30 protein-coding genes are annotated in these 26,408 nt (G+C 64.4%); 10 read left to right on the top strand and 20 right to left on the bottom strand.

What is annotated here, in order from left to right:
• Positions 1-38: 38 nt before the first annotated feature.
• Genes L6639_RS38750 through L6639_RS38740 form a run of 3 tightly spaced genes read right to left on the bottom strand, consistent with a single transcriptional unit; the run spans position 39 to position 3,843 of the window.
• Positions 39-1,130: a nickel/cobalt transporter gene (locus L6639_RS38750; protein ID WP_237866642.1), complete on the bottom strand. Its 1,092-nt coding sequence runs from the start codon at positions 1,128-1,130 to the stop codon at positions 39-41.
• On the bottom strand, positions 1,127-1,765 hold the full coding sequence (locus L6639_RS38745; protein WP_237866667.1) for a DUF1007 family protein: 639 nt from the start codon (positions 1,763-1,765) through the stop codon (positions 1,127-1,129). Before L6639_RS38745 ends, L6639_RS38750 begins: the two co-directional genes overlap by 4 nt.
• Positions 1,765-3,843, bottom strand: a complete 2,079-nt coding sequence (locus L6639_RS38740; RefSeq protein WP_237866641.1) for a M3 family metallopeptidase — start codon at positions 3,841-3,843, stop codon at positions 1,765-1,767. The genes L6639_RS38745 and L6639_RS38740 overlap by 1 nt, the downstream gene beginning before the upstream one ends.
• 137 nt (positions 3,844-3,980) lie before the next feature.
• Between L6639_RS38740 and L6639_RS38735 the strand changes: the two genes are divergently transcribed.
• Positions 3,981-4,235, top strand: coding sequence for a hypothetical protein (locus tag L6639_RS38735; protein WP_237866640.1), 255 nt, complete (start codon positions 3,981-3,983; stop codon positions 4,233-4,235).
• Between the two features lie 471 nt (positions 4,236-4,706).
• Here L6639_RS38735 and L6639_RS38730 read toward each other — a convergent pair whose 3' ends face one another.
• Positions 4,707-4,907: a hypothetical protein gene (locus L6639_RS38730; protein ID WP_237866637.1), complete on the bottom strand. Its 201-nt coding sequence runs from the start codon at positions 4,905-4,907 to the stop codon at positions 4,707-4,709.
• On the opposite strand from L6639_RS38730, the gene L6639_RS38725 reads away from it, so the two are divergent.
• The 5 genes from L6639_RS38725 (at position 4,894) to L6639_RS38705 (ending at position 10,694) form a co-directional block, all read left to right on the top strand.
• Entirely contained in the window at positions 4,894-6,036 is a 1,143-nt protein-coding gene (locus L6639_RS38725; protein WP_074117099.1) for a type III PLP-dependent enzyme, read from the top strand. The genes L6639_RS38730 and L6639_RS38725 overlap by 14 nt on opposite strands.
• A 129-nt stretch (positions 6,037-6,165) precedes the next feature.
• Complete coding sequence (locus tag L6639_RS38720) at positions 6,166-6,753, top strand: GNAT family N-acetyltransferase (protein WP_237866636.1); 588 nt, start codon at positions 6,166-6,168, stop codon at positions 6,751-6,753.
• 146 nt (positions 6,754-6,899) lie between these two features.
• Positions 6,900-7,289 (top strand): RidA family protein, encoded by a 390-nt coding sequence (locus L6639_RS38715; protein WP_237866635.1) that lies wholly within the window; start codon positions 6,900-6,902, stop codon positions 7,287-7,289.
• A 64-nt stretch (positions 7,290-7,353) separates the two neighbouring features.
• Complete coding sequence (locus tag L6639_RS38710) at positions 7,354-8,796, top strand: homospermidine synthase (protein ID WP_237866634.1); 1,443 nt, start codon at positions 7,354-7,356, stop codon at positions 8,794-8,796.
• Between the two features lie 290 nt (positions 8,797-9,086).
• On the top strand, positions 9,087-10,694 hold the full coding sequence (locus L6639_RS38705; protein ID WP_237866633.1) for a lyase family protein: 1,608 nt from the start codon (positions 9,087-9,089) through the stop codon (positions 10,692-10,694).
• Between the two features lie 58 nt (positions 10,695-10,752).
• Here the strand turns inward: L6639_RS38705 and L6639_RS38700 are convergent, their stop codons facing one another.
• From L6639_RS38700 to L6639_RS38655, 10 genes are all read right to left on the bottom strand, one after another.
• A complete protein-coding gene (locus L6639_RS38700; protein ID WP_237866632.1) occupies positions 10,753-11,493 on the bottom strand; it encodes an acetoacetate decarboxylase in 741 nt (246 codons plus the stop codon).
• 114 nt (positions 11,494-11,607) lie between these two features.
• Entirely contained in the window at positions 11,608-11,946 is a 339-nt protein-coding gene (locus L6639_RS38695; RefSeq protein ID WP_237866665.1) for a hypothetical protein, read from the bottom strand.
• Between the two features lie 99 nt (positions 11,947-12,045).
• Positions 12,046-12,765: an MgtC/SapB family protein gene (locus L6639_RS38690; protein WP_237866630.1), complete on the bottom strand. Its 720-nt coding sequence runs from the start codon at positions 12,763-12,765 to the stop codon at positions 12,046-12,048.
• Positions 12,766-12,887: 122 nt separating this feature from the next.
• The gene (locus L6639_RS38685) at positions 12,888-13,907 is read right to left on the bottom strand and encodes a WD40 repeat domain-containing protein (RefSeq protein WP_237866663.1); all 1,020 of its coding nucleotides are present in this window, start codon (positions 13,905-13,907) and stop codon (positions 12,888-12,890) included.
• Positions 13,907-14,959: a CobW family GTP-binding protein gene (locus L6639_RS38680; protein ID WP_237866629.1), complete on the bottom strand. Its 1,053-nt coding sequence runs from the start codon at positions 14,957-14,959 to the stop codon at positions 13,907-13,909. The genes L6639_RS38685 and L6639_RS38680 overlap by 1 nt, the downstream gene beginning before the upstream one ends.
• 57 nt (positions 14,960-15,016) lie before the next feature.
• Positions 15,017-15,880, bottom strand: coding sequence for a metal ABC transporter substrate-binding protein (locus L6639_RS38675; protein ID WP_237866625.1), 864 nt, complete (start codon positions 15,878-15,880; stop codon positions 15,017-15,019).
• Between the two features lie 2 nt (positions 15,881-15,882).
• A complete protein-coding gene (locus L6639_RS38670) occupies positions 15,883-16,752 on the bottom strand; it encodes a metal ABC transporter permease (protein WP_237866624.1) in 870 nt (289 codons plus the stop codon).
• 6 nt (positions 16,753-16,758) lie between these two features.
• Positions 16,759-17,514 (bottom strand): metal ABC transporter ATP-binding protein, encoded by a 756-nt coding sequence (locus L6639_RS38665; protein WP_237866623.1) that lies wholly within the window; start codon positions 17,512-17,514, stop codon positions 16,759-16,761.
• Between the two features lie 2 nt (positions 17,515-17,516).
• Positions 17,517-17,774, bottom strand: coding sequence for a hypothetical protein (locus tag L6639_RS38660; protein ID WP_237866622.1), 258 nt, complete (start codon positions 17,772-17,774; stop codon positions 17,517-17,519).
• 158 nt (positions 17,775-17,932) lie between these two features.
• The gene (locus L6639_RS38655; RefSeq protein WP_084808431.1) at positions 17,933-18,529 is read right to left on the bottom strand and encodes a superoxide dismutase; all 597 of its coding nucleotides are present in this window, start codon (positions 18,527-18,529) and stop codon (positions 17,933-17,935) included.
• Between the two features lie 194 nt (positions 18,530-18,723).
• Between L6639_RS38655 and L6639_RS38650 the strand changes: the two genes are divergently transcribed.
• The gene (locus tag L6639_RS38650; RefSeq protein ID WP_237866621.1) at positions 18,724-19,230 is read left to right on the top strand and encodes a hypothetical protein; all 507 of its coding nucleotides are present in this window, start codon (positions 18,724-18,726) and stop codon (positions 19,228-19,230) included.
• 7 nt (positions 19,231-19,237) lie between these two features.
• On the opposite strand, the gene L6639_RS38645 is transcribed toward L6639_RS38650, so the two are convergent.
• Positions 19,238-20,686 (bottom strand): caspase family protein, encoded by a 1,449-nt coding sequence (locus tag L6639_RS38645; RefSeq protein WP_237866620.1) that lies wholly within the window; start codon positions 20,684-20,686, stop codon positions 19,238-19,240.
• Between the two features lie 117 nt (positions 20,687-20,803).
• Between L6639_RS38645 and L6639_RS38640 the strand changes: the two genes are divergently transcribed.
• Positions 20,804-21,331, top strand: a complete 528-nt coding sequence (locus L6639_RS38640; protein ID WP_237866619.1) for a GNAT family N-acetyltransferase — start codon at positions 20,804-20,806, stop codon at positions 21,329-21,331.
• Positions 21,332-21,434: 103 nt separating this feature from the next.
• Positions 21,435-21,869, top strand: a complete 435-nt coding sequence (locus L6639_RS38635) for a DUF2147 domain-containing protein (RefSeq protein ID WP_237866618.1) — start codon at positions 21,435-21,437, stop codon at positions 21,867-21,869.
• On the opposite strand, the gene L6639_RS38630 is transcribed toward L6639_RS38635, so the two are convergent.
• A complete protein-coding gene (locus L6639_RS38630; protein WP_237866616.1) occupies positions 21,866-23,020 on the bottom strand; it encodes a DUF3095 domain-containing protein in 1,155 nt (384 codons plus the stop codon). The genes L6639_RS38635 and L6639_RS38630 overlap by 4 nt on opposite strands.
• Positions 23,021-23,210: 190 nt before the next feature.
• Between L6639_RS38630 and L6639_RS38625 the strand changes: the two genes are divergently transcribed.
• Positions 23,211-23,615, top strand: a complete 405-nt coding sequence (locus tag L6639_RS38625; RefSeq protein WP_237866662.1) for a hypothetical protein — start codon at positions 23,211-23,213, stop codon at positions 23,613-23,615.
• Positions 23,616-23,628: 13 nt separating this feature from the next.
• On the opposite strand, the gene L6639_RS38620 is transcribed toward L6639_RS38625, so the two are convergent.
• The 4 genes from L6639_RS38620 to L6639_RS38605 all read right to left on the bottom strand — a co-directional run bounded on the left by L6639_RS38620 (position 23,629) and on the right by L6639_RS38605 (position 26,301).
• Positions 23,629-23,844, bottom strand: a complete 216-nt coding sequence (locus L6639_RS38620; protein WP_237866614.1) for a hypothetical protein — start codon at positions 23,842-23,844, stop codon at positions 23,629-23,631.
• Positions 23,845-23,971: 127 nt separating this feature from the next.
• The gene (locus L6639_RS38615; RefSeq protein WP_237866613.1) at positions 23,972-24,694 is read right to left on the bottom strand and encodes an SDR family NAD(P)-dependent oxidoreductase; all 723 of its coding nucleotides are present in this window, start codon (positions 24,692-24,694) and stop codon (positions 23,972-23,974) included.
• Positions 24,687-26,069 (bottom strand): class I adenylate-forming enzyme family protein, encoded by a 1,383-nt coding sequence (locus L6639_RS38610; protein ID WP_237866611.1) that lies wholly within the window; start codon positions 26,067-26,069, stop codon positions 24,687-24,689. The genes L6639_RS38615 and L6639_RS38610 overlap by 8 nt, the downstream gene beginning before the upstream one ends.
• On the bottom strand, positions 26,056-26,301 hold the full coding sequence (locus tag L6639_RS38605) for an acyl carrier protein (protein WP_237866610.1): 246 nt from the start codon (positions 26,299-26,301) through the stop codon (positions 26,056-26,058). The genes L6639_RS38610 and L6639_RS38605 overlap by 14 nt, the downstream gene beginning before the upstream one ends.
• Between the last annotated feature and the right edge of the window lie 107 nt (positions 26,302-26,408).

The following is a 26,408-nucleotide window of genomic DNA, read 5'->3' as shown; positions in this document are numbered from 1 at the left end:
CTTTCTTTTTCCTTTTCCCCTTGTGGGAGGGAAGAAAGCTAGAAACACGTCGTCCGTTCGGCCGCGATGTAGCCAAACAGCAGCCCCGCTCCGAACAGCAGCACCAGGGCCGCCGCACCAAATTCGATGCCGCGCATGAACAGCGCACCGCCGCCGTCGCGGCCCGCGCTGAGGCGGCCGGCGATGTCCTTGGCCGAGACTGCGACCAGGGCGATGGTCGCGACCGTGATCGCGGTGCCCAGCCCCATCAGGAAGGTTGCGGCAATGCCGGCCCAGAACAGGCCCTGGGCGAGCGCGAATACCAGCACCAGGATGGCGCCCGAACAGGGGCGGATGCCGACGGTCAGGATCGCGGCAAAGCCGCGCCGCCAGCCGCCGGGGCCGGCCAGCTCGCTCGGGGTGGGTCCATGGGAATGGCCGCAATGCTCGTCATGGACATGATCATGCCCGTGATGATCATGGTGGTCGTGGTCATGATGATCATGCGCATCATGATGGTGATGGCCGTGATCATGATGGTCATGCGGCACGCCCGCTATGGCGGGCACGGGCTGCGTCACCTGGAGCGCGCGGATGAAGGTGCGGCCCTTGGTCCAGGTCAGGCGCAGGCCGAACAACGCGATCAGGGCGTAGCTTGCGATCTCGATGGCCCCTTCCGCCTTGCACATGGTCCTGGCGGTCGCGTTCAGGATCCAGGCCGAGATGCCGACGATCAGGATCGCCACCAAGGACTGCATCAGCGCCGAGGCCAATGACAGCGTGATGCCACGCCGCGCGGTCTCGCGGTTGGCGACGAGATAGGAGGCGATCACCGCCTTGCCGTGGCCGGGGCCGGCCGCATGGAAGATCCCGTAGGCAAAGGAGATGAAGAGCAGCGTCCACACGGCCGAGCCGTCGGATTTGGCAGCGCGGATGGTCGACGACATCTGGCGATAGAATTCGGACTGCTTTGCCAACAGCCAGCCGATGAGGCCGCTGGCCTCCGGCTCGGCCGCTGGTGCCTGCTTCGGCGCGCCGAACGGATTTTGTGCCAGGACATGGTGAAGCGCCGCATCCGCCAGGCTGGCGGCGAGGAGAATGGCGGCGCAGGTGAGGAACCCGCGCCCAAGCGGCGAGAGATGCGGCTTCAAGGGCAATCCACCGTGATCTTGTTGGCGAACATCATGCCGAAATTGGCATTCGGGCCGTCCATGAAGGTCTGCTCGTTGAGCTTCTGCGCGGTCGCGGTGCCGTCGCTCGGACGATCGAGCTTCATCTGGCAGCCTGACGGCGCGCCGACCAGCTTGACGGGATTATCCTTGGTCATCTGGAAGTCGATGAAGAACGAACGGTCGAACACTTCCAACACCAGCTGCTTGGGCTTGAGCGGGGTCTTCAGCGGCAGTGTAAAGTGCAGGGTCAGCACCGTGTCCTTGTAGTCGAGGAAATAGTCGACCGGCTCGCCGAAGCGCTCCTTCTTGCCGTCGGCCTTCGCGAAGGTGAAGTAGGCATATTCCTTCAGCGACTCGACATTGGTCTGCGCCAGCGGCCCGAGCTCCTCGCGGGTATAGGCGCCCTTCTTCTTGGCCTCGAGCCCCTGCACCGCATAGGCCGAGAACATGTCGTCAAAGGTCCAGGCGTGGCGCACGCCGGTGATGCTGCCGTCCTCTGCGTAGAGCAATTCGCTTGAAGCGGTGATCCAGACATGCGGATGCGCGATCGCTGCGCCTGATGCAAGCAGCAGGCCGGCGGCGAGCAGCCATCCCAGCAGGGTGCGCATGCCGATCAGGCCGCCTTGTCGTCGAGCAGGCCGCGGCGGCGGAGCAGCGCGTCGGGCTCGGGCGGACGACCGCGGAAGGCCTCATAGGCCGCTTCCGGATCGACCGATCCACCGCTCGAATAGATGTCGTCGTGCAGGCGCTTGGCGACGTCGGGATCGAAGATGTTGCCGGCTTCCTCGAACGCGCCGAAGGCATCGGCGTCCATCACCTCCGACCACATGTAGCTGTAATAGCCGGCGGCGTAGTGGTCGCCCGTGAAGATGTGGCCGAACTGCGTCGGCCGGTGCCGCATCGAGATTTCCTCGGGCATGCCGATCTTCTCCAGCTCGCGTTTCTCGAAGGCACCGACGTCCTGTGCGGCGGCGGCCGGCTGGGAGTGGAACTCGAGATCGACCAGCGCCGAGGAAACGAACTCGACCGTGGCAAAGCCCTGGTTGAATTTTCGCGCGGCGAGGAAGCGCTTGAGCAGGTCGTCCGGCAGCGGCTCACCGGTCTGGTAGTGGCGGGCGAACTGCTGCAGCACCTCGGGCCGCTCCTGCCAGTGCTCGTAGAGCTGCGACGGCAGCTCGACAAAGTCGGTGAACACAGAGGTGCCCGACAGCGATGGATAGGTCACGTTGGAGAGCATGCCGTGGAGGCCGTGGCCGAACTCGTGGAACAGGGTGCGGGCATCGTCCGGCGACAGCAGCGAGGGCTCAGCTCCGGCGCCCTTGGCAAAATTGCAGACATTGATGACGAGCGGCGCGATGTCGCCATCGAGCTTCTGCTGGTCGCGCAGCGAGGTCATCCAGGCGCCGGAGCGCTTGGACGGCCGGGCGAAGTAGTCGCCGTAGAACAGCGCCTTGTGCTTGCCGTCAGGGCCCTTGACCTCCCAGACCCGCACGTCGGGGTGCCAGACCGGCACATCCTTGCGCTCCTCGAAGGTGACGCCGAACAGGCGCGTGGCGCAGTCGAAGGCGGCCGCGATCATGTGATCGAGCGTCAGATAGGGCTTGATCGCGGCGTCGTCGAAATTGGCGCGCTGGAGGCGGAGCTTCTCGGCATAGAAACGCCAGTCCCAGGGTGCGAGCTTGAAATTGCCGCCCTCTTCCGTGATCAGCGCCTGCATCTCGTCGCGATCGGCGAGCGCTCGCGCCCGGGCCGGCTTCCAGACCCGCTCCAAGAGGCCACGCACCGCGTCCGGCGTCTTGGCCATGGAATCCTCGAGCCGGTAGGCGGCGAAGGTCGGGTAGCCCAGGAGCTTGGCGGTCTCCTCGCGCAGCTTCAGGATCTCGCCGATGGTCGCGTTGTTGTCGTTGGAATTGCCGTTGTCGCCGCGCGCGATGAAGGCCTTGTAGACCTTCTCGCGCAGGTCGCGGCGGCCTGAGCTCTTCAGGAACGATTCGACCGACGAGCGCGACAGCGTGACGATGGCCTTGCCTGCCATGCCGCGATCTTCTGCCGCAGCCTTGGCGCCGGCGACAAAGCTCTCCGGCAGGCCCTGGCGGTCGGCCTCACCGAGCTCCATGAACCAGTCCTGCTCGTCGCCGAGCAGGTGATGGCTGAAGCCGGTCGCGAGCTGAGCCAGCTTCTCGTTGATCTCGGCCATCCGCGTCTTGGCCTCGTCGGACAGGCCGGCGCCGGAACGGTGGAAGCGGGTGTAGGTGCGCTCCAGCAGGCGGAGCTGCTCCGGATTGAGGCCGAGACTGGCGCGGTTCTCGTGCAGCTGGGCGATGCGGCCAAACAGCACGGCATTCATCATGATCGGATTCCAGTGCCGCGCCATCCGCAAGGAGACCTCCTTGTCGATGTCGAGGATGGCCGGGTTGGAATGCGCCGAGACCAGGTCGTAGAAGACGGAGGCGACCTTGTTCAGCAGCTTGCCGGAGCGCTCCAGCGCCGTGATGGTGTTGGCGAAGTCGGGCGCAGCCGGATCATTGGTGATCGCCGCGATCTCGGCGGAGTGATCGGCGAAGGCCTGCTCGAAGGCCGGCAGGAAATGCTCCGGCACGATCTCGTTGAAGGGCGGGGTCGCAAACGGCGTCACCCAGGCCTTCAGCAGCGGATTGGTCTCGGAGTCCGTAGTTTGGCGGGGGTCTAACATCGCAAGTCTCGTTTTTTGAGGCAATTTGTTGGGGCCAGCTATAGCACGCGATGGGGCTTTTTTGGGCCATTTGGCCTTGCTCCCGCCCGCCTTTTCGGGGAGATTGCGGCCCTCGAAACACCGGACCGTAAACGCCCATGAACGCGCCCTCTTCGTCTTCCCGTCAGATCGTCTGGCCGAGCGTCATCACCGTCATCAGCGCCGCCATCCTGATCGGCGCCGAGGTGTTCGGCGCGGCGTTTGCCGGCGGCTGGGCGCTCGCGATTCTGGCTGGCCTCGGTGACCAGGGCGCGCACATCCTTCAGGCCGTGCTGTTCGCACTCGGCGTGCTGGTCATGACGGCGTTCGTCCGCGCAGCTCAGCGCGTCGAGCCGTTCTTCAAGCGCCGCTGAGGCGCCTCGCGCGACAGAGTCACGCACGACACAGAAAACTTAACGCGCGTTCATCTTCCGCGTCGCTCGCGCAACACTGCGCAAGCAGATGTTAGGCAATTCTGTTCTCAGCCTAAAAAAATTCTTGCGAAGCCGAGTCAAAACCCTTATGTGCGTTTTTGCCCAATTTCGCACGTGCCTGTGGTCGTGTGTCAGTCGGTAGGTATCCGGACAAGAGGCCGGACAGCCGCCAAGGGGTGAAGAAGCCGAGGGGCTCTTCGGAAGTGCAGAAGCCGGAAGGTTGAAGCAGACTCCGAAGCGTCCAGCATCTCTCTCAAAGAGATGCCTTGTCGAAGGTGACTTCGCTCTTTGCAACCGTGACTGGCAGCCGGAGGCGAACCGGCGCACCCCGCTCTCAACGGGGGACGCGACTTAAAGCAACGACGGATCGGGCTTTTTTGGTCTCTACCGGCATTCCAACGCCGGCGCGGGCTACTGAAAAGGCTTGTCCTTCATTGCCAGGTGAGCGGGCGGGAAACTCTCCCAACCAATCCACGGCAGCACAGTCTGGTTTGAGTCTTTTGGCTTCAGCGCGCCTCCATCGCGCGATGTGGCCGAAGCACTCTTATCCGACGTCACGTTGATGCGGATCCCGTCGCTGGGACCGTTGGAGAGTGCGATGACCGAACGCATCCAGGAATTCCTGCGCAACCGCCGCAAGGAAGGTCTCGACACCGAGCCGTGCCTCGTCGTCGACCTCGAGGTCGTGCGCGACAATTACCAGAGCTTCGCCAAGGCGCTGCCCGACAGCCGCGTGTTCTACGCCGTCAAGGCGAACCCGGCGCCGGAAGTGCTGGCCTTGCTGGCCTCCATGGGCTCCTGCTTCGACACCGCGACCGTCGCCGAGATCGAGATGGCGCTGGCCGCCGGTGCGACCCCCGACCGCATCTCTTTCGGCAACACGATCAAGAAGGAGCGCGACATCGCGCGCGCCTTCGCGCTCGGCATCCGCCTTTTCGCGGTGGACTGCGTCGCCGAAGTCGAGAAGGTCGCCCGCGCCGCTCCCGGCGCCAAGGTGTTCTGCCGCATCCTCTATGACTGCGCCGGCGCCGAATGGCCGTTGTCGCGCAAGTTCGGCTGCGACCCGGAAATGGCGGTCGAGGTGCTCGACGTCGCCAAGCGCCTGGGCCTGGAGCCGTGCGGCATCTCCTTCCATGTCGGCTCGCAGCAACGCAAGGTGAAGGCGTGGGATCGGGCGCTGGCGATGGCCTCGCAAGTGTTCCGCGACTGCGCCGAGCGCGGCATCAACCTGACCATGGTCAACATGGGCGGCGGCTTCCCGACCAAGTACCTGAAGGACGTGCCGCCGGTCGTCACCTACGGCCGCTCGATCTTCCGCGCCCTGCGCAAGCACTTCGGCAACCAGATTCCGGAGACCATCATCGAGCCGGGCCGCGGCATGGTGGGCAACGCCGGCATCATCGAATCCGAGGTCGTGCTCATCTCCAAGAAGAGCGACGAGGACGAGGTGCGCTGGGTGTACCTGGACATCGGCAAGTTCGGCGGTCTCGCCGAGACCATGGACGAGTCGATCCGCTACGCCATCCGCACGCCGCATGACGGCGCGGACATGACCCCGTGCGTGCTCGCAGGTCCCACCTGCGACAGTGCCGACGTGCTGTACGAGAAGAACCCGTATCCGCTCCCCGTCACGCTCGAGATCGGCGACAAGCTGCTGATCGAAGGCACCGGGGCCTATACGTCGACCTACTCGGCGGTGGCGTTCAACGGCATCCCGCCGCTGAAGACCTACCACATCTAAGCGCCTCTCTGTCCGAGGCCTGACGAACCCGGGAGCCGGCTTGCCGGCTCCTCATCCGACATTTCAATCTGACGACGCCTTGGACGGGCGTGCTGCACGCACGCCGGTTCAAGCGGGGACTGACGCGCCATGACTGCTTTTCGGAAGCCACAAGTCGCCCTCACCTCGAAAGCCGCTCCGTTCGCGATCCGCAGCGAGCGTGCCGTCGACGTCGCGATGCGTGAAACGCTGCTGGATGCCTGCTTTGGCGAGAACCGCCATGACCGCACCTGCCAGCGCCTGCGCGACGGACGTACACCAGCCGCAGGGCTTGCCCTGTCGGCCGTGCGCGAGGGGACACTCGTGGGAACCGTGCGGTTGTGGCACGTCAGCGCCGGAGGCAGGCCCGCTCTGGTCCTCGGACCACTGGCAGTGGACCCTGCCTGCCGCGAGCTCGGGATCGGCGCCGCGCTGATGCAACAAGCGCTGGCCGCCGCCCGGGCGCGCGGGCATGACGCCGTGATCCTGCTCGGCGATGCGCCCTACTACGCCCGCTTCGGCTTCTCGGCCGAGAAGACCGGCGCGCTGGTGCTGCCCGGCCCGTTCGAGCGCGACCGCCTGCTGGCGATCGAATTCACCGACGGCGCACTTGACGGCGCCGAGGGGATGATCGTCCCGACTGGGGCGTCCTTGGCCAAACGGAGGGTGGTTCGTCCCCTCCAGGCGCACGCGGCGTAAGGGATAGCCTTCATGGTGACGACCGAAGCCGCATTCAGCGGCAGCGCCCGGCCGCACCTGCACCAGGCCTTTCCTTTGGGGTTGCGTGAGCCCTGGAAACGCCCTTTAAACCCCACGAAATCCCCCTTTCAATCGAGGCCGAACCCATGCCCCGTCGCCTGATTTCCACCGGCTCCCCCCTCGAGAAGAGCGTCGGCTACAGCCGCGCCGTGATCGACGGCGACTTCGCCTTCGTCGCGGGAACCACCGGCTATGACTACACGACGATGACGATGCCCTCGGATGTCACGAGCCAGTCACGCAACTGCTTCAAGACCATCGAAGCGGCCCTGAAGGAGGGCGGTTTCGAGATGGCCGATATCGTCCGTGCGACCTATTACGTCACCGACGCCAGCACCATCGACGCCCACTTCGCCGTCTGCGGCGAGGTTCTCGGCGACATCAGGCCGGCGGCGACCTTGCTGGTCGTCAGCGCGCTCGCCAAGCCCGAGATGAAGGTCGAGATCGAAGTCACCGCCAAGCGCCGCAGCATCTGACAAGCGCCGCAGCGCTTAAATCCCCCCACCAATTGTCCGCCAGCACGTTCCGGAGAAGCATCCCATGAGCGCCCCCTCGCAGATCTACGCGAAGATCACCGGTCCGATCGTCATGGTCGGCTTCGGCTCCATCGGCAAAGGCACCTTGCCGATGATCGAGCGGCACCTCGATTACGACAAGTCGCGCGTCACCGTGATCGATCCCAAGGATGAGGGCCGCAAGGCGCATTGCGAGAAGCATAATGTGCGCTTCATCCAGAAGGCCGTGACCAAGGACAATTACCGCGAATTGCTGACCCCGCTGCTCACCGAAGGCGGCGGCCAGGGCTTTTGCGTCAATCTCTCTGTCGACACCGGCTCGACCGACATCATGGAGCTCTGCAACGAGATCGGCGCGCTCTATATCGACACCGTCAACGAGCCCTGGCTCGGCTTCTATTTCGATTCCTCGAAGGGGCCGGAGGCGCGCTCCAACTACGCGCTGCGCGAGGCGACGCTGGCTGCCAAGCGGGCGCGCCCGGCGGGCTCAACCACGGCCGTCTCCTGCTGCGGCGCCAATCCCGGCATGGTCTCCTTCTTCGTCAAGCAGGCGCTTCTCAACGTCGCCGCCGATCTGAAGCTCAATGCGCCGAAGCCGAAGACCAAGGCCGAATGGGCCGACCTGATGCGGCAGGCCGGCATCAAGGGCATCCATATCGCCGAGCGCGACACCCAGCGCGCGAAGAAGCCGAAAGAGCCCGACGTCTTCGTCAATACCTGGTCGGTGGAAGGTTTCCTGTCGGAAGGCATGCAGCCGTCCGAGCTCGGCTGGGGAACCCATGAGAAATGGATGCCAGAAAATGCGCATTCCCATGAAGCCGGCTGCGGCGCGGCCATCTATCTGATGCAGCCCGGCGCCAACACGCGCGTGCGCACCTGGTGCCCGACGCGCGGCGCGCAGTACGGCTTCCTCGTCACCCACAACGAGTCGATCTCGATCTCCGATTACTTCACGGTGCGCGACGCATCGGGCAAGGCGATCTACCGGCCGACCTGCCACTACGCCTATCATCCGGCTGACGACGCCGTGCTGTCGCTGCATGAATTGTTCGGCCGCGCCGGCAAGATGCAGGAGAAGCACCACATCCTCGAAGAGGACGAAATCGTCGACGGCATCGACGAGCTCGGCGTGCTCTTGTTCGGCCATGACAACAATGCCTACTGGTTTGGCTCGCAGCTCTCGATCGAAGAGACCCGCGCACTCGCCCCCTATCAGAACGCCACCGCCCTGCAGGTGACCTCCGCCGTGCTCGGCGGCATGGTATGGGCGCTGGAGAACCCCAGGGAAGGCATCGTCGAAGCCGACGAGATGGATTTCGATCGCCTGCTGGAAATCCAGCTGCCGTATCTCGGCCCGGTGAAAGGCTTCTACACCGATTGGACGCCGCTGACGGACCGTCCGGGCCTGTTCCCTGAGGACATCGACACCAGCGATCCCTGGCAGTTCAAGAACATCCTGGTGCGGTGAGCGGGCTCACTGACACAAACAGCGAAAACAACCCCATGCACAGTAGCCGGCATCGGCCGGCATGACGCCATTCTGTTTTTTCGAAAACAACTTGCGGCGTCGGGCAAAACAGTGGCATTATGGCATCGTGTGAAATCCGACATCGACACCAGCGATCCCTGGCAGTTTAGGAATCTTCTGGTGCGCCGACGGGCGCACCGGTTCGAGCTCCGATGAACGGGAGGCTAATAGCCTTCCGTCGGCCCGGGTGCTAACCAACCGCCCGGTCGCACGGCAACCGGGAGGTCCGCATGAAACTTATCGCCTGCATCGCGGGAGGCGTCAGCTTCCTGATCGCGTCCCACGCGTTAGCCGCGGACACCGGTCAATTGCCCTGCAAGACCACGCAGGAATGCAACGAGAACGCCGCCAAGATCGGCGCCAACGCCCCCAGGGACGCGCAACCCTCGACCAGCAAATCGGACGCCGCAGAGGACCAGTTCTACTGGCTCAACAAGATCAACAAGGCCTCCACCGTGATGCTGTTGGAGGAAGGCATCTTCCCGAAAGACACCGGCCAGCTGATCGCCGGGGGCGTGGACTACACGATCCGCCAGGCGCGTGAGCCCGGTGGCAAGCGCCCGAGCGACGTCCTTCAAATCGAAAAGATCATGACCGACAAGGTCGGCGAGGAGGCCTCCGTCATCCACGCCGGGCGCAGCCGTCAGGACATGTACGCGACGTTTCGCGCTGCCAAGCTGCGCAACCAGACGCTGGATTTCGCCGAGGCGCTGCTCGGCTTGCGCGCCAAGATGCTCGCCAAGGCGGCCGACAATCTCGATGCGCTGATGCCCGGCTACACCAACGGCGTGCAGGCGGTGCCGATCACCTATGGTCATTACCTGCTGGCCTATGAGGAATCATTCGAGCGCGACCAGCAGCGCGTCAGCGAGGCCTATCGCCGGCTCAACCTCAGCCCGATGGGTGTCGGCGTCATGTCCGACTCGATCTGGCCGCTGAACCGCGCGCGCCTCGCCCAGCTGCTCGGTTTTGACGGCATCGTCGAGAATTCCATGGATGCCAATCAGGTGATTCCATTCGACAACCAGCTCGAGGCCACCGCGATCGCCAATTCGGCCGCCATCCGCATCGGCGCGATGATGCAGGACCTGCACACGCAATACGCCGAGGTGCGACCGTGGCTGTTGCTGCAGGAGGGCTCGACCTACACCAGCAGCTCGATGCCGCAGAAGCGTAATCCGGGTTTGATCATGCAGGCGAGGATCGCCGCTTCAGATGTAGTGGGGCTGTCGGCGGCGGTGTCGATCCGCGCTCACAACGTCGTGTCGGGCATGGTCGATTACAAGTCCGAGTCCGAGGACATCGGACTGTTCCCGCGTGCCGTCAACATGGTCACTGCCACCAACCGGGTGTTCGATGCGATCGTGGTCAACAAGGCGCGCGCCAGGGAAGAGCTGGAGAGCGACTGGACCTCGACCATGAACCTCGCCGAGCTGCTGTTGCAGGCACACCAGATCCCGTTCCGTGTCGGACACGGCTTTGCATCACAAATGGTCAGCTACGCGCGGCCGCTGGATCTCACGCCCAAGACCATACCCTTCAGCCAAGTGACCGACCTCTTCGACAAGACGCTTGCCAAATTCAACATGCCGGCGAGGCCCTTCCCGATGAGCGAGGCCGAATTCAGGGAGGTGATGTCCCCGGAATGGATCGTGGCGCACACCAAGGGCGTCGGCGGGCCGCAGCCGGAGGAGACTGCACGCATGCTCAAGGTGGCCCAGCAACGCCTCGATGCCGACAAGCTCTGGCTTGCCGCCCAGCGCGACAAGCTCGCAAAGGCCGATGCCGCGCTCGATCAGGCGTTTGCGGCGCTTTTGCCGAACGACGCGGCGCACTAACAACCGCGGACCGGGGCGCGTCATGCCGCGCCCCGCCCACTCAAATCACTTCGCCAAATTACTTGGCCATGTAGTCGAACGCAACGCTGCCGAGCCCGAGCGTCAGGTCAGCCTTGAAGTGCAGCGCCGAGACCACCTCACGCACCGGCAATCGGGCGACATCGCAGAGCGCGTGAGGAAACAGGCCGAGCGCGGCGGGGCCGGTCCAGGCTTCCTTCAGCGTGATGTCCTCGAGATGGAAGCGCACCAGCTCGCAGATCCGCGGGCTACCGTCGACATGCGGGATGATCTTCAGGATGAAGTTCGGTGCCTTCATCGGCTGCAGCACCGCGTCAAGGTCGACCTTGCGGTGCTTGTAGCCCATGGTCGCGGAGGCACAGAGCACCGAACCATAATGCAGCGAGCCGACCAGCACGTCGCTCTCGACCTCGATCTTCGGCCGCGCCAGCTTCTTCGGAAAGCCCCACAACTCGCGGCCGCCGGCGATCGGGCCTTCGTCGTCGAGATACATCGCGTGGGTGTAGGCGCCGAGCTCGCCCTTGAAGCGGACCGGGATCACCTGGCCGGTCTCGGTGTAATCGCCGAACCCGGTCGAGTCGGGCATGCGGATGAATTCATATTTCACCACCGGCTCTGCCACCTCGAGCGGCTCGGGCACGATGGCGGCAAGGGCTTCGGGATCGGTCCTGTAGGTGATGATGAAATATTCGCGGTTGAAAAAGCGATATGGCCCCGGCGGGAATGACGGGTTGGTGAGCGGCATCGAATAAGCGTTACGGCGAACGTCCTCGATCTTCATGGGGGCCCCATCTGTCGTTGGTTTGACAGATTATGGAGCGAGCCGGGCGCCGAGGCGAGATCGTTAAATCGGCAATAGTCGTCACATACGCGTCAGGATGCGCGGCAGCCGCAGCTATTTCTTTTCAAGCGGCGGCGCGATTTTCTCGGCCGGGGCCGGCGGCAATGCCGGCTTGGCTGCACCCGCGGCACCCTGCGTCTGCGGGTCGGGGCGCGCCGGCTCGGGTGCCGGCGTGGTCGGCCGGTCGCCGCCGGGCTTGGCCTCCGCGGGCGTCTTGGTTTGATCATCGGACGGTGTGCCCTGAAGCGGCTGGGTTGCCTGCGCCAGCTCCGTCCGGCTCTCCGCGCGGATCTGGGCCAGCGACACCACGGACACCACGACCCCCGCTGCGAACAGTGAGCAGGCAATGGTGAGATCGAGCTTCAGGTTTCGCTTGTTGTTCTGGCCGGTCATGTCGATCACCGCCTTTGTCCACGGGATCAACGAATTTCAACGGCTGCGGTTCCGAACCCGGCAAATCGGGAGCCGCTGTTCCGCGCCAAAAGGCCGCGTTTATTCCGTGGTGCTGACTTCCCAGGTGGCGTGGCGGACGCCGGGCAGGTGCTGGAGATCGGTCGCCACCGCGTTCAGCTCGTTCGGATCGACCGCGCTCGCTACCAGCTTGGCGACGATCTCCAAAAGGTCGTCATCTCCGATCTCGACCACATCGACATCGGCCACCGGATATTTGGCGGCCTCGAGCTTGTCGATGAGACGATCGCGCATGTCGGGCAAGGCGTCGGTCGTGACCGCGAGCTTGAAGTAATAGGTCGCTTCCAGCGCTTTTTCATTCAGCGGAATGCGGTTGATGGCATTGACCAGCGGGCGCAGCATCGTGTTGCCGGCAATAACGAACACAGTGAGCGCCGCGGCCTGCGCAACCATGTCGGCACCGGCGCAGGAGCCGACGGCGGCCGAGGCCCACAACGTCGCCGCGGTGTTGAGGCCGCGCACGTCCATGCCCTGCTTCATGATGACACCGGCCCCCAGGAAGCCGATGCCGGAGACGACATAGGCGATCACGCGCACCGCGCCGTCGGCGCCGTCCAGATGCATGGCGAGATCGACGAAGGCCGCAGCACCAACGGCAACCAGCACGTTGGTGCGCAGGCCGGCGGTGCGCTGGCGATATTGCCGCTCGGCACCGATCAGCGTGCCGAGCACGAAGGCCGTGAACAGGCTGATCAGCGTGTCGGCGAAGTCGGCAAGCTGGAAGGTCGTCAGAAAGCGCATGAATGTCAGCTGCGATAGGGTGGGCAAAGCGAAGCGCGCCCGCGGCTCTCATCAAAGGAAAAAGATCGTGGGCATGGCGCAAGGGCGCCTTTGCCCCACCCTACGGCCTGAAGGATGACAGTTTAAAGCTCGAGAAGCCCGCCATCCCCATTTTCGTCGGCGAAGGCCAGCAGCGTGCCCTTGGCATTCCAGGCGAGCCCGGCCACGGGCGGCGTGCCGTTGCGGCGGACCAGGATCTCGGCGCCGTCCTCCATCCGTACCATCAGCACGGTGCCGTCGCTGTAGCCGCAGGCCAGGATGTCGTTCTTCGGATGGCAGGCCACCGCCGCGACACGCGCCTGCAACGGCGCGAGCATCGCGGGCTCCTTGCCCATCGGGCCGTCCTTGCTGGCGAACGGCCAGATGATCACGGTGTCGGCGCCCGAGGTCGCCAGGCCCTTGCCTCCGGCGCTCCAGGACATCGAACGGACTCGGCCGGGATAGCCGGTCATGCGCATGTGCCTGTTGTCGGCGAGCCGCCAGCCATGCAGGGCCGCCTCGTGCATCGAGGTGACCAGGAACTTGTTGTCAGGGCTGAAGGTGACGCCGAGATGGGAGCCGGCCCAGGGCAGGAATTCGGCCGAGCCCTCCATGTTCGGAAACCACAACGTCGCTCCGTTGTAATGCGCGATCGCGAGCCGCAGCCCCTTCGGCGCGAAGGCGAGACCGCCGACGGTCGAGGGAACGTCGAGCGACTTCTCTTCACTCTTGCCGCTCTTGACGGTCGCCGTCTTGCCGGCCGACCAGGCGTAGGCGCCGTCGGGATGCAGCGCGACCGCATCGATCCAGCGCCGCTTCGGATCGGTGGCAAGCAGCGTCACCTCGCCCTTGGCGTCGAGCGAGACGACCTTGCCGTCGTCGCCGCCCATGATGAGGCGCTTGCCGTCGGAGGCGGTCGAAAGAATGCCGCCGCTGTGTACGGCAACTGTGGTGACCTCGCCCTTGTCGTCGACGAACGCCACGTTCTCCTCGCCGCCGACGAAGGCGGCGCGGGGGCCGAGGAAATGCACGGAGGTCACCCCCATGCCGAGCGCAACAGGCTTGACGCGGTCGGTGACGGAGACGATCGAGGCGGAATCGGGGGCCGGCGTAAACTCTTTCATCACGAGACGATGCAACTCTCGAAACCTTCGCGAATGGCCTTCTCAGGCAATTCGCGGCCGATGAAGACGAGGCGGCTTTCGCGTTTCTCGCCGTCCTTCCATTTCCGCTGGTGGTTGCCCTCCAGCATCATGTGGACGCCCTGGAAGACGTAGCGGTCGTCGTCGTCGTGGAAGGCGAGGATGCCCTTGGAGCGCAGGATCTTGCCGCCCTCGACCTGCACCAGGTTCTGGAGCCAGGGCATGAACAAGTTCGGATCGAGCGGCTTGTCGGTCTTGAGCGAAAGCGACTGCATGTCCTCGTCGTGATAGTGCTTCAGGCCGTGGCCATGATCATGGTGGTGATCATGATCGTGGCCATGATGGTGGTGATGATCATGGGCGTGGTCGTGATCATCGGCCTCCAAAAAGGAGGGCTCGATGTCGAGGATGCGGTCGAGGTCGAACGCGCCGCGGTCGAGCACGTCGGCGAGCGCCACCGAGCAGCGCTCGGTGCGATGCAGCTTCGCATAGGGGTTGATGGCGCGGATACGGGCCTCGACTTCGGCGAGCTCCGGCTTGGTGACGAGATCGGTCTTGTTCAGCACGATGACGTCGGCAAAGGCGATCTGGTTCTTGGCCTCGGGCGCGTCCTTGAGCCGGTCGGACAGCCATTTGGCATCCGCGACCGTAACGACCGCATCGAGGCGGGCATTCTTCTGCACGTCCTCATCGACAAAGAAGGTCTGGGCCACAGGCGCCGGATCGGCAAGACCGGTGGTCTCGACGATGATGGCGTCGAACTTGCCCTTACGCTTCATCAACCCGTCCATGATGCGGACGAGGTCGCCGCGCACGGTGCAGCAGATGCAGCCATTGTTCATCTCGAACACTTCCTCATCGGCGCCGATGATGAGGTCGTTGTCGATGCCGATCTCGCCAAACTCGTTGACGATGACGGCGTATTTCTTGCCGTGGTTCTCCGACAGGATGCGGTTGAGCAGCGTGGTCTTGCCGGCACCGAGATAGCCGGTCAGGACGGTCACGGGAATTTTCTGGGCGGTCGCTTCAGACATAACAACTCCGGATCGGGCTCTTCCGCGCGACGCGAGGCGGCGGGGTGGCCCCCTGCCCTAATGGTCAAGCGCGCTGGTCAGGGCCTTTATATTGTGCCTGACCATGTCAATGTAAGTGGGTGCAAGCCCCTTTTCGCCGGTCAAACCGTCCGAAATCAGGGTCCCGCCGACCTTGGCGCCGGTCTCGGCCGCGATCCGCCGGATCAGGCGGTCATCGCTGATATTTTCGAGGAAAACGGCAGGGATGCTCGCGGCCTTGATCTGGCCGATGATGGCGGCGATGTCCCGCGCGCTGGGCTCGGTCTCGGTGGAGACCCCCAGGGGCGCAATGAACTGGATGCCGTATTCGGCGGCGAAATAGCCGAAGGCATCATGGGTCGAGATCACCTTGCGCCGCTCGGGCTGGATATTGGCCACGGCGTCGCGGACCTCGCGGTCGAGCGCTTCGAGCTTTTCCAGATAGGCCTTGGCCTGGGCGCGGAAGAAATCCGCATTATCAGGGTCGGCGGCGGCCAGCGCGTCGGTGATGTCGGCTACGTAGATCTTGGCATTGGGTACGGACTGCCAGGCATGCGGATCGGCGGCCGAGCCCAGCTTCAAGGGCGCGATGCCAGCGCTTGCGGTGACGACCTGCGCCTTGCTTCCTGCCGACTGCACGAGGCGCGGCAGCCATCCTTCCAGTCCGAGCCCGTTGACGATGACGAGCTTCGCCTCCGCCACGCGCTTCGCATCGCCGGGCGCCGGGGTGTAGACATGCACATCGCTGTCGGGGCCAACCAGCGTCGTCAGATTGACCTTGTCGCCGCCGATCGTGTGGACGAAATCCGCCAGGATCGAGAAGCTCGCGACGACATTGATCCGCTCGGCCGCTTGCAGCGGCGAGGCGATCAGCAGCGAGGCCAAGACGAGAAGGACGCGCATCGTCACGCCTCCAGATGCCGGCCGGGAAACATCTGCCTGACGACGCCGCCGACGCGGCCGAACAGAACGGAGACGATGTAGAACACCGTTGCCACCAGAATGATCGCAGGGCCCGAGGGTATGCGGGTCTGGAATGACAGCACGAGGCCGGCATAGCCTGAGACCACGGCCGCGACGACCGCGATGCAGATCATGACGGTGAGATCGCGCGACCAGAACCGTGCGATGCCGGCCGGCAGGATCATCAGGCCGACCGCGAGCAAGGTGCCGAGCGCCTGAAAGCCGTTGACGAGGTTGATCACAACGAGCGCGAGGAAGGCGAGATGCGCGGGGCCGCCGGCCCGGCTGACTGTGCGCAAAAATAATGGATCGACACTCTCGATCACCAGCGGGCGGTAGATCACAGCAAGCACCAGCAACGTCACCGTGGCGTTGAAGGCGACCACCAGCAGCGTCTGGTCGTCCATCGCCAGGATGTTGCCAAACAAGACATGAAGCAGGTCGATATTGGTGCCCTTGATCGAGACGATGGTGACTCCAAGCGCCAGCGAGGCCAGATAGAAGGTCGCGAGCGAAGCGTCCTCCTTCAGCCCGGTCGAGCGCGCCACCACGCCGGCAAGGATCGCGACGGCAAAGCCCGCGATCAGGCCGCCGGCCGTCATCGCGAACAGATTGAGGCCGGAGAGCAGGAAGCCGACCGCGGCGCCGGGCAGGATCGCATGCGCCATGGCATCGCCGACGAGGCTCATCCGCCGCAGCATCAGGAACACGCCGATCGGCGCGCCCGCCAGCGACAGGGCGATGACGGCGGCGAGCGCCCGCCGCATGAACTCGAATTCGGTGAACGGACCGATCAGCGCGTCATGGACCATCTGCGATCACGCCGCCCGTGAGCTGACATCGTCAGCCGCGCAAGCCGTGGCGCTATCGTCGAAGGCCTCGCACATCCGCATCGCGATCATCAAATTCTCGGGCGTCAGCACCTCCGCCGTCGGCCCCCAGGCCACGGGGCCGCGCGCCAGCACCAGGGTCTCGCTGAAATGGGTGCGCACCATCTCCATATCGTGGAGGGCGGCGAGCACGGTGCGGCCCTCGTGATGCCAGTGCTTCACCAGCGCAAGCAGATCGGCCGTCGTCTTGCTGTCGATGGCATTGAAGGGCTCGTCGAGCACGATCAAGCGCGCGTCCTGGAGCAGCACGCGTGCGAACAGCACGCGCTGCATCTGCCCGCCGGAGAGCGTGCCGATGGGACGGTTCTCGAAACCATTGAGTCCCACGGACGCCATCGCGCGAAGAATCTTTTCGCGTGCGGCCTTGCCGATGCCGCCGAACAGGCCCGTCCCGCGCCACAGCCCGGTGCCGACGAAATCGAACACCGAGATCGGGAAGGTGCGGTCGATGTCTGCGCTCTGCGGCAGATAGGCGATGTCGCGGGCGTCCAACCCGCCGAGATGGATACTGCCGTCGAGCGGCTTGAGGATGCCGACGATGCCGCGCAGCAGCGTCGACTTGCCGGCGCCGTTGGGGCCGATCACGGCGACCAGCGCGCCCGATGCGACCTCGCCATTGAGATGGTGCACGGCCGGATGGCGATCATAGCCAAGCGTGACGTTGCGGAACGCGAGCTGGGCCATGGTCACCTCATCGCCAGCCAAACGATGCCCCAGAGCACCGCGCAAACGGCAATGGCGGCCGACAGACGGCCGGCCATGGTCATGCGCAGGATCGACCAGGGCGCATCCTGGGCCGGATGCGGCGAGGCGGCGTCGTGGACATGGGCGTGGGTGTGGTCGTGCCCGTGCGAATGCCCATGGTCGTGGGAATGGCCATAGGAGCGGCCAGAATGACCATGGGCGTGATCGTGGCGGTGGGTGTGGGACGCGGCGGGAACCATGCGCTCGATGTTATATTATAACATTACAGATGTCCACGACCGACTCAGGGGCGCCGCGCGGGGCAATTCCGCGCAGCAAAAAGGCGGCCGCGCGAGCGACCGCCTTTTTGTCATTCCGGGGCGCGCGAAGCGCGAGCCCGGAATGACGAGGTGAGATCTCAGGCCTTCTCGAACAGGGACTCGACGTATTCCCAGTTCACGAGGTTCTCGACGAACGCCTTGAGGTAATCAGGACGGCGGTTGCGATAGTCGATGTAGTAGGAGTGCTCCCAGACGTCGCAGCCGAGGATCGGGGTGGCGCCATGCACCAGCGGATTCTCGCCGTTCGGGGTCTTGGAGATCTCGAGCTTGCCGTTCTTGACCTGGAGCCAGCACCAGCCCGAGCCGAACTGTCCGACGCCTGCCGCCTGGAAGTCGGTCTTGAACTTCTCGAAGCCGCCGAGGTCCTCGTTGATCTTCTTCTCGAGCTTGCCCGGCAGCTTGGTGCCGCCGCCATTGGGCTTCATCCAGCTCCAGAAGTGGATGTGGTTGTAGTGCTGGCCGGCATTGTTGAACACCGCGGGGTTCTTGCCGAACGAGCCCTTGACGATCTCCTCAAGGGACTTGCCTTCCCATTCGGTGCCCTTGAGCGCGTTGTTGCCGTTGGTGACGTAGGCCTGATGATGCTTGTCGTGGTGGAATTCCAGCGTCTCCTTCGACATGAACTGGCCGAGGGCGTCATAGGCGTAAGGGAGTGGGGGCAGCGTGAATGTCATGGGTTCTTGTCCGCAACTGGTGGGGAACGTGTTCTAACGGTCACCCCTTATAGAAGGTTCCTGCGCCGTTAAATACCGCCAATTTGCGAAAAGGCGTGATGTGACGGCATGGCCCATTTGCGTCCCGCCCGCGGATGGAATTTAATCCCCAAATTATTATTGCGAATGAAATGTTTAACTTGGGGGTGGTTGAAATGTCCAAGCTCAAGTCCGCCTGCATTTTCAGCACGCTTGCCGCCATCTTCCTGCTGACGTCTCCGCAAAGCGATGCCGCCAGTGTTACCGTGCGCGCCAAATTCTCGTTCGACGCGCTGGCCGATTGCCAGCAGCCTTCCGTGAAGGATTTTCCTGTCCATGCCGAGGGCACCGGCACGCTCTCGACCGACCGCACGGCGACGCTCGACATGCAATCCAATGTCGAGGGCCATATGCAGTACACGGCAAAGCTCGGCGCCAAGCCGACGGAAGCCGTCGGTGGCTCCGCCTCGCTGCGCGTAGCGGGCCGGCACACCCTCAAAGCCGTGCGCGAATATCCGAACAACTACATCATCGTCTACATGACCGTGATCGGTAACGCCTGCTCGCTCAAGATCGAGAACAAGCTGAAGCCGGGCCAGCGGCAATATGCCTTCCAGGGCAATATCGGGACCGCGCTCTGCTCGAGACCACGGATCGTGCGCAGCGAGTGCACGCCGTATTGAGCGGCCTCTATTCGCAGAAAGAGTTGCCGCCATAAACGAAGCAGTGGCGGCCGCCGCCTCCCGTGGCGCGCCGCGGGGCTGATGTCGCCTTGCGTTCGGGACGCTTCTCGCAGGTGTTCTTCGGACCCAGCACGTAGCCATCGTCGCAGACGATCTTGACGCAAGCCTCCCCTGCCGCGCGGAAGCCGCGGTCGCATTCGAGCGGGCACACACGCCCCGTCCTGGCGCGGACGCTGTCCAGCGCATCGAGACTTGCGAGCTTGATGTCGAATTTGGTGCCGGCATTGTCGTTGAACGCGGCGAGCGCCCGCCGCGCGGCCGCATCCCAGTCGCCGCCGACCTCGCCTGCCTTGCAGCCGACCCGCTTCAGCTCAGTCTGGAGCAGACGCGGAAGGTCCGGCGGCAATGAGAGCTGCGGCTTCGTTTCGGCCGGGGCGCGCGAGGCGACCACCATCTCGGCGGGCTTGACCGGCTCTGCCGCCGGGGGCGCCGGTTTTGCCTCGGCTTCCGCCACCGGCGCCGGCGGCTTGCCCTGCTCCAGCTTGTTGCGCTGGGCCTTGGCGAGATCGGCGTAAAAGCCATTCGGATGCGCTGCGATGAAGGAGTTCCACGCCTCCCGCGTGCCGACGCGCTCGGCCAGCTCGTAATCGGCGCGGGTGTCCGCGTTGGTGGCCGAGGCAGGCGCCGCGGCCGGCACCAGCACGACATCGTTGCCGCCGAGCGAGCCATAGACGAACGGCTCCTGCCTGTTGGCGGTCGCATTCATCACATCATCGCGGACCAGCCTGAACGCCTTGCCGAGCTCGAGGCCCGGCGTTCCCAGATATTTCAGCAGCGCGGTCGTGAAGGGACTGTTTTTGGTATCGCCATCCATGGCGGTCGATCCGCCCTTTGCAGCGAAGGCGACGAGGGTATTCGGCCGCGACGGCTCGACGCCGGCAAGACCCCGGCCAAGCGAACGCGACGCCACCGTCCGCTTCATGCTCTTGACGAAGGGATTGTCCCTGCAGGCATCGAGGATGACGAGGCGCAATTGCTTGGCCGGCTCGATGGCCTGCAGGATCCGATCGAGCGCAATCGCCTCGTCATAGGCGTCGGTGTCGCGCTCCAGGACGGCATCGACAGGAATCAGGTAGTTGGTCCCGTCGACCTCCATGCCATGACCAGCATAGTAAATCACGGCGATGTCGGCATCGCGCGCCTTCTCGGTGAAGTCGCGCAGCGCGCGCCGCATATCCGTGTTCTTCAGGTCGCGGCGGCTCTCCACGACATCGAAAGCAGTCTTCCTGAACAAGTCGGCAATGGCACTGGCGTCATTGGCCGGATTGGCAAGCGCCACGACATTCTGGTAGTTGGAGTTGCCGACCACGAAAGCCACGCGCTTGTCAGCCATTGCGGGGCCGCTAGCGCAGCCAACCAGCAAGACCGTGAGCAGAGAGGCGACCAGCCGGCGCATCGAAACTCCCGCGTTCCAACGGGCGAGCATATCATTCAACTCTATCCCGGCAACCGAGCGCCGTCTGTGATAGAAATCACCAACCTTCTGCCGCCCTGCAACAAATCCAACATCGTCATGAGCATCGAAATCGACATTTTGAACGGCGACGCCTCGTGGCCAATCGCAAAGGCGCTACATCAAGCCGTCTGGGGACCTCATATCGCCGAGAAGCAGCCCTGGGGGCACGTCAAATGGGCCAATGCCGATTTGCGCGTACTGATCGAGACGCCCGAGGACGGCCTCGTCTGTCATGTCGGCATCTACTTCCGCACCGTCACCTGGAATGGACAGAAGGTGCATGTCGGCGGGATCGGCGGCGTCTGCACGCGCGAGGATCGCCGTAACAGAGGCTATGCGACCATGGCGATCGACGCAGCGGTGCATACCATGCGCGCCAACGAGGCGGTTCGCTTTGCACTGCTGTTCTGCGAGCCGCACAATGTCGCGTTCTACCAGGCCCGCAGCTGGCTGCCCTTCAAGGGCGAGGTCTATTGCGAGCAGCCGGAGGGGCGAATCCGCTTCGACTACATGGCGCCCTATGTCTTCAACATCGTGCGCGCGCCGACGCTCGGCACCATCGACCTGTGCGGCCTGCCCTGGTGAGAGATTCGCCGTGGCAAATGAGCGCGGGAATGTGATTCCATCAGGCGTTGCACGATCCTAGTTTGCTGCTATTGAGACGCCTCCATTCCGAGGTCCCTCCCCCATGTTCCGCAGATTTGCCGTTCTCACCGTCCTTCTGGCTGCCCTGTCGGGCGCGACGACCGCCCAGAGCGCCGAGGCGAATGGGACCTGGCTCACCCAGGCGGGCGATGCCCGCGTCAAAATCAGCAAATGCGGCGGCGGCATCTGCGGCCACATCGTCTGGCTGCGCGAGCCCATGGACACCGCGACCGGCCAGCCCGCGACTGACAGCAAGAATCCCAATCCAGCGCTTGCCAAGCGGTCAATGATCGGACTGCCGCTGTTCTCCGGCATGCAGCCCGCAGGACCGAACAGATGGTCGGGCCAGATTTACAATGCCGACGACGGCAGCACCTATGCGAGCAGCATCACGGTGACATCGGCTGAAAGTCTGCGGGTCGAAGGCTGCGTCGGCGCGCTCTGCGGCGGCGAGACCTGGAGCCGCGTGGGGCGTTAGGTTGCTGCCGCCGCCATCGCCTTCAGCGCCGTTGCCGCCGAGGCGTAGCCGCCGCGCGCGCCGTCGATGAAGTGCACGTGATCGCTGCGCAGCGTCGAAGGCGTGAAGCAAGTCATCATTGCGGCGTCCTGCTGATAGAGGCCGTAGCGCACGACACCGTCGCGTGCAGCCGCGGCGAGACGATCGCTCAACGCCCGCTCGAGCTCTACCGTGCAGTCAAGGATCATGCGCAGGCCATCGTCATATTTGCGGAAGTCGGAATTCTCGACCACCTGGCGCTTGTAGACCTTTGGCAGGAAGCCCCCGGCCTTGATGTCGAAGCGCATCAGGATATAGGCGAAAAACGTAAAGGCGAGCAGGCCGGCGCGGCGTCTGAACAACGACCCTCCGCGGATTGCCCGCGCCTCGTAGTCCAGCCCCTGCGGCGGCCATTTCAGCGGCGGCCCCTGCGGCGGCACGGGACGGCCTGCATCCGGGCTGCGCTCGACGAGATGAATGATGTCCTCGATCACCTTGCGGAACGCGAGCGGGTCGGCGCCAGCAGCCGGCATCACCAGCACCGACAGGATCAGCCCGCGCGAGGCGGGCATCACCTCGAAGCGGCAGGACAGGCCAGAGAGATCAGGCTGCGTGCCGGGAGGCGCCTCGGTCACCGCGAACTCCCCACGCTTCATCGCCGCGTCAGCCCAGGCGAGGCCGCCGCCGGAGAACATGGCATAGGACAAATTGGCCGACGGGCCGAAACGCGCAACGCGCACGTCGAGGCCCTTGGCGCGGATGGCACTGACGGGCACCAGCGCGACGCGCATCTTCAGATCGAGGTCTTCCCGTACCCAGGTCGCGGTCGCGGCCAGCGCTTCGCGCGCCAGTTCGAGATCATCGGGCGCAACGGCAAAACTCGCGCCGTCGCCGCCGAACACGAAGGGAAATTCGCGGCCCTCCAGCGCATTCGTCACCGCCGCGATGACGGCGGCCCCGGCCATGTTGACCGCCTTGTAGCGCTGCGCCGCGATGGCCTTGGTGGAATCGACGATGTCGGCGACGCCGATGCACCAGTCGTCAGGCAGCGGCAGGTACAGCGCAGGATCCATCAGGCTGGTGAAGCCACGGAAGACGGGGATGCTGCCGTAAAAGGATTCGCCTGGGATCATCGGATGAAGCCGGATGGTTGGGACGCGTCCGAACGAGATACGTGGCAGGATCGATCGGGGTTCACCCCGAGGGCGATCTTTGGCCGAAATGGCGCCGGACGACAAGGTCGCGCCGCGCCGCAATGCCGCATCTCGTCATTGATCAGCATCAAACAGCCGACCGGAGATCATGCTTACGCTCGGGTTGTCTATGTGTCACACGGGACCATCAGGGGTGTCTGACTACGACAACAAGGATTCCGACCGTCCGGTACGTCGACGTACCGGCCTCGACATCATCAGTGCCGTCAAGATGCCGGAGGGGCTGACTGCGGCCGTGGACGCCTGGGCTGAGACCCAGCAATTGTCGCGCGCAGCTGCGATCTGCAAACTGGTCGAGCTGGGTCTCAAGGTCGCTCCGGCAGCGCCGACGTCACCACACATCACGGTCGCATCCGACGCCGCCAAGATCGAAGAGATCGCCGTGCACGAGATCGAGGGACTGCTCGATCCCGCCTTGCCCGCGGACGAGCGCGAACGCCGTATTCGCCGGCTGACCGAAGGGCCGCCGGAATTCTCGCACGCACGGATTGACCTTCCGAAACCCGAGACGTAAGCGCGGACGCGCGCTAGTGCAGTTTCTCATCCTGGCGCTTGCGCAAGCTCGGCGACGGCGCGTCATGACAGCCGATCAGGCGCACGAATTGCTGCGGATACATCTCGTAGCCGTGGCTACCGGAATTTTGATGCGACATCGGCGGGCAGCGCGCATCGTCCAGTTTCGCGGGCGACCGCTCCGCGGATGCCCGGCCCTCAATCGCAACGTTGACGTTTGGCGTTGCCATGGACTGCTCCCTTTCGTTTAGGGCAGTTCGATTGACATAACCCAATCGATGACGCGGCATCTTACGACCAAATCCGGCTCGTTGTCATTGTGCCGGATCAACGTCATTTTGTCGGTCGGGTTCCGTCTCAGGCCGTATTCCCTGCGTCGATCGTGAACACGGTGCCGGTCACGTTGCGACCGCCGTCGCCGAGCAAATATTCAACCATGCGCGCGACGTCGTCGGTTTCTGGCAGGCGGCGCAGCGCACTGCGGCCAGCGATGCGCTTGCGACTCTCGTCGGAGAGATTGTGCGTGAGCTCGGTATCGATGAAGCCGGGCGCAATCGCGTTCACTGTGATGCCGAGCTTGCCGACCTCACGCGCGAGCGAGCGGGTGAAGCCGGTCGCCGCCGCCTTGGTGGCACCATAGACCGAGAGGCCGTTATAGCCTGTCGTCGCGATGATCGAGGAGATGTTGATGATGCGGCCGGCGCCATCGGCCATCATCTGGCGCGCCACATATTTGGTGAGGATGATCGGGGACAGCACGTTGAGCTGCACCAGCGCCTCGATCTCCGAATTGTGCATGGTGGCGAGTAGGCCCTCGGTGCCAAGGCCGGCATTGTTGACGAGGCCGTAGATCGGGCCGAATTCGTCGCGCACGAGCTTTGCGAAGGCCGGGATCGCATCGATCACCGCCAGATCGCACGCACGGAAATGCAGTCGTCCCTCGGAGGCAGCGATCTCGGATCTGAGCTCGTCACTCTCGCGCCGCGCGGCCGCGATCACGTTGTAGCCTGCGCCGACGAGACGCCGGCCGATCGCAAGCCCAATGCCGCGGCTGCCGCCGGTAACGAGAACATTATGCATCGGTGCGCGCCAGTTTGCCGGCCGGGGTGACGTCGAGCGCCTCGACGAAGCGGATCACCGCAGGCACCTTGTGCGAGGCAAGCTGCGCGCGACACTGATCCAGGATCTGGTCCCGGATCTCTTTGGCTCGTGCCGGATCGGTGCCTTCAGCGAGGATCACGTCGGCGACGACGATACCGCCGGTGATCGGGCTGCGGCGAGACTTGGCCCGCGACATCCGCACATCGGGATGCCGGTTGATCGCCGCCTCGATCTCTTCCGGATGGACCTTCAGCCCACCGATATTGATGATGCCGCCGCGACGGCCGACGAAATAATAGCGGTCGCCGCGCAACTCGACGATATCGCCGCTGTCGACGAAGCCGTCGCCATCTGTTAGCGCCGCGGCGTTGCGGCCGATATAGGCGTGCGCCGTGCGCGTCGAGCGAATGCGCAGGGAGCCATCGACGACCTTCATCTCGACGCCGTTGCGGTTGCCGAGATAGTCGGCCGGGAAACCTTCGAGCCCGTCATTGACGGCGAAGCCGACACCGGCCTCGGTCGAGGCATAGGCGTGACCGACGGAGGAGCTGGGGAATGCCGCCTTCAGGCCGTCCAGCACCGCCTGGTCGGCGATTTCGCCGGAGAGGCGAACGTAACCTGGCGCGAACTGCGCCGCCGAACCGCTCATCAGGAGCTTGCGCCAGTGCGAGGGCGTGCCGGAAATGTGGGAGACCCCGCGCGCGTTCAGCCGGGCAACGTGATCGGCGAGCGCTTCATGCGGGTCCGACAGCACCATCGAGCCGCCGGAAAGGATGGCGCGGAGGAAGATCTGCAAGCCGCCATAGCGGCGGATGTCATAGAACGTGGCCCAGACAGGCGCGGGCCCCTTGGCAGGGCCTTCCGCAACGATCGCGCCGGTGAGCGCTTCCAGCGTGTGACCGACGATCTTCGGCACGCCTGAGGTGCCCGAGGTCAGCATCAGCCACTCGGTCGCGCGTTCGGTCTTCGCGGGCGTGGTGGCTTGAAGCGGCAATTGTGCCGTGACGACCAGCGACACGCCGGCGTCGGCCCAGCGATCGGGCTCGTCGGAGACAACGGCATCGATCCCGGCATCCGCGATCACCGCGTCAAGATGCGCCGGATTGAGGTCGGGCGGGCACAGCAGCATGCGGCGGGCGATGCCGTCGAGCTCGATCATGGCAAGGCCCGAGCGGAGCTGGTCCGACAGCTTGAGCAGGACGGCGCGGCCGGACAGCTCGCGCAAGCGGCCGCCCAGCACGGTCTGCGACAGGACGTCGGTCAGCGACACGACATCATGTGCATCCGACAGCGTACGTCCCTTCAGCTCCGCGCCGAGATGGTCGCGGAGCGCAAAGACCTCACGCGGGGACATTTTCGTAGGCCCGCACGAAATCACCCACGGTGGCGGGGAACGCAGCGTCCTCGGAAATGGTAAAGGGATCGACGCCGGTCTCGTCCTCGAGACGAGCGACCAGGATCGCGAAGGCGAGCGAGTCGAAGCCCGTCTCGTGCAGGGACAGATCATCCGTGAGCGCTGGAAGCTTGACCTGCTGTTCCTTTGCGATCTGCTGGATCGCCTCGATGACCTTGGACCTTACCGACATGGCTGGCTCGCCTCTTCCTTCGTTAATCGATAGTATGTCTTGCGGCGGCTCTTGATGACCGCCTCCCATGCCGTCTGTTTACCCGACAGAAGTAAATGGCCTCTTGG

Source organism: Bradyrhizobium zhengyangense (assembly GCF_022012555.1).
GTDB classification, from domain to species: Bacteria; Pseudomonadota; Alphaproteobacteria; order Rhizobiales; family Xanthobacteraceae; genus Bradyrhizobium; species Bradyrhizobium zhengyangense.
Note: the sequence above shows the minus strand (reverse complement) of the source record. Positions and strands in the feature narration are given on the sequence as shown.

Bases quoted from the DNA above. Each gene is read 5' to 3' on its own strand.
- L6639_RS38700 (WP_237866632.1), bottom strand. From the start codon at position 11,493: ATGAAGATCGAGGACGTTCGCCGTAACGCTTATTCGATGCCGCTCACC.
- L6639_RS38615 (WP_237866613.1), bottom strand. From the start codon at position 24,694: ATGCATAATGTTCTCGTTACCGGCGGCAGCCGCGGCATTGGGCTTGCG.
- L6639_RS38635 (WP_237866618.1), top strand. From the start codon at position 21,435: ATGTTCCGCAGATTTGCCGTTCTCACCGTCCTTCTGGCTGCCCTGTCG.
- L6639_RS38690 (WP_237866630.1), bottom strand. From the start codon at position 12,765: ATGCGCTTTCTGACGACCTTCCAGCTTGCCGACTTCGCCGACACGCTG.
- L6639_RS38645 (WP_237866620.1), bottom strand. From the start codon at position 20,686: ATGCGCCGGCTGGTCGCCTCTCTGCTCACGGTCTTGCTGGTTGGCTGC.
- L6639_RS38730 (WP_237866637.1), bottom strand. From the start codon at position 4,907: ATGCGTTCGGTCATCGCACTCTCCAACGGTCCCAGCGACGGGATCCGC.
- L6639_RS38630 (WP_237866616.1), bottom strand. From the start codon at position 23,020: ATGATCCCAGGCGAATCCTTTTACGGCAGCATCCCCGTCTTCCGTGGC.
- L6639_RS38605 (WP_237866610.1), bottom strand. From the start codon at position 26,301: ATGTCGGTAAGGTCCAAGGTCATCGAGGCGATCCAGCAGATCGCAAAG.
- L6639_RS38655 (WP_084808431.1), bottom strand. From the start codon at position 18,529: ATGACATTCACGCTGCCCCCACTCCCTTACGCCTATGACGCCCTCGGC.
- L6639_RS38670 (WP_237866624.1), bottom strand. From the start codon at position 16,752: ATGGTCCATGACGCGCTGATCGGTCCGTTCACCGAATTCGAGTTCATG.
- L6639_RS38610 (WP_237866611.1), bottom strand. From the start codon at position 26,069: ATGTCCCCGCGTGAGGTCTTTGCGCTCCGCGACCATCTCGGCGCGGAG.
- L6639_RS38735 (WP_237866640.1), top strand. From the start codon at position 3,981: ATGAACGCGCCCTCTTCGTCTTCCCGTCAGATCGTCTGGCCGAGCGTC.
- L6639_RS38685 (WP_237866663.1), bottom strand. From the start codon at position 13,907: ATGAAAGAGTTTACGCCGGCCCCCGATTCCGCCTCGATCGTCTCCGTC.
- L6639_RS38725 (WP_074117099.1), top strand. From the start codon at position 4,894: ATGACCGAACGCATCCAGGAATTCCTGCGCAACCGCCGCAAGGAAGGT.
- L6639_RS38680 (WP_237866629.1), bottom strand. From the start codon at position 14,959: ATGTCTGAAGCGACCGCCCAGAAAATTCCCGTGACCGTCCTGACCGGC.
- L6639_RS38625 (WP_237866662.1), top strand. From the start codon at position 23,211: ATGTGTCACACGGGACCATCAGGGGTGTCTGACTACGACAACAAGGAT.
- L6639_RS38720 (WP_237866636.1), top strand. From the start codon at position 6,166: ATGACTGCTTTTCGGAAGCCACAAGTCGCCCTCACCTCGAAAGCCGCT.
- L6639_RS38715 (WP_237866635.1), top strand. From the start codon at position 6,900: ATGCCCCGTCGCCTGATTTCCACCGGCTCCCCCCTCGAGAAGAGCGTC.
- L6639_RS38675 (WP_237866625.1), bottom strand. From the start codon at position 15,880: ATGCGCGTCCTTCTCGTCTTGGCCTCGCTGCTGATCGCCTCGCCGCTG.
- L6639_RS38640 (WP_237866619.1), top strand. From the start codon at position 20,804: ATGAGCATCGAAATCGACATTTTGAACGGCGACGCCTCGTGGCCAATC.
- L6639_RS38710 (WP_237866634.1), top strand. From the start codon at position 7,354: ATGAGCGCCCCCTCGCAGATCTACGCGAAGATCACCGGTCCGATCGTC.
- L6639_RS38705 (WP_237866633.1), top strand. From the start codon at position 9,087: ATGAAACTTATCGCCTGCATCGCGGGAGGCGTCAGCTTCCTGATCGCG.
- L6639_RS38740 (WP_237866641.1), bottom strand. From the start codon at position 3,843: ATGTTAGACCCCCGCCAAACTACGGACTCCGAGACCAATCCGCTGCTG.
- L6639_RS38695 (WP_237866665.1), bottom strand. From the start codon at position 11,946: ATGACCGGCCAGAACAACAAGCGAAACCTGAAGCTCGATCTCACCATT.
- L6639_RS38620 (WP_237866614.1), bottom strand. From the start codon at position 23,844: ATGGCAACGCCAAACGTCAACGTTGCGATTGAGGGCCGGGCATCCGCG.
- L6639_RS38665 (WP_237866623.1), bottom strand. From the start codon at position 17,514: ATGGCCCAGCTCGCGTTCCGCAACGTCACGCTTGGCTATGATCGCCAT.
- L6639_RS38650 (WP_237866621.1), top strand. From the start codon at position 18,724: ATGTCCAAGCTCAAGTCCGCCTGCATTTTCAGCACGCTTGCCGCCATC.
- L6639_RS38660 (WP_237866622.1), bottom strand. From the start codon at position 17,774: ATGGTTCCCGCCGCGTCCCACACCCACCGCCACGATCACGCCCATGGT.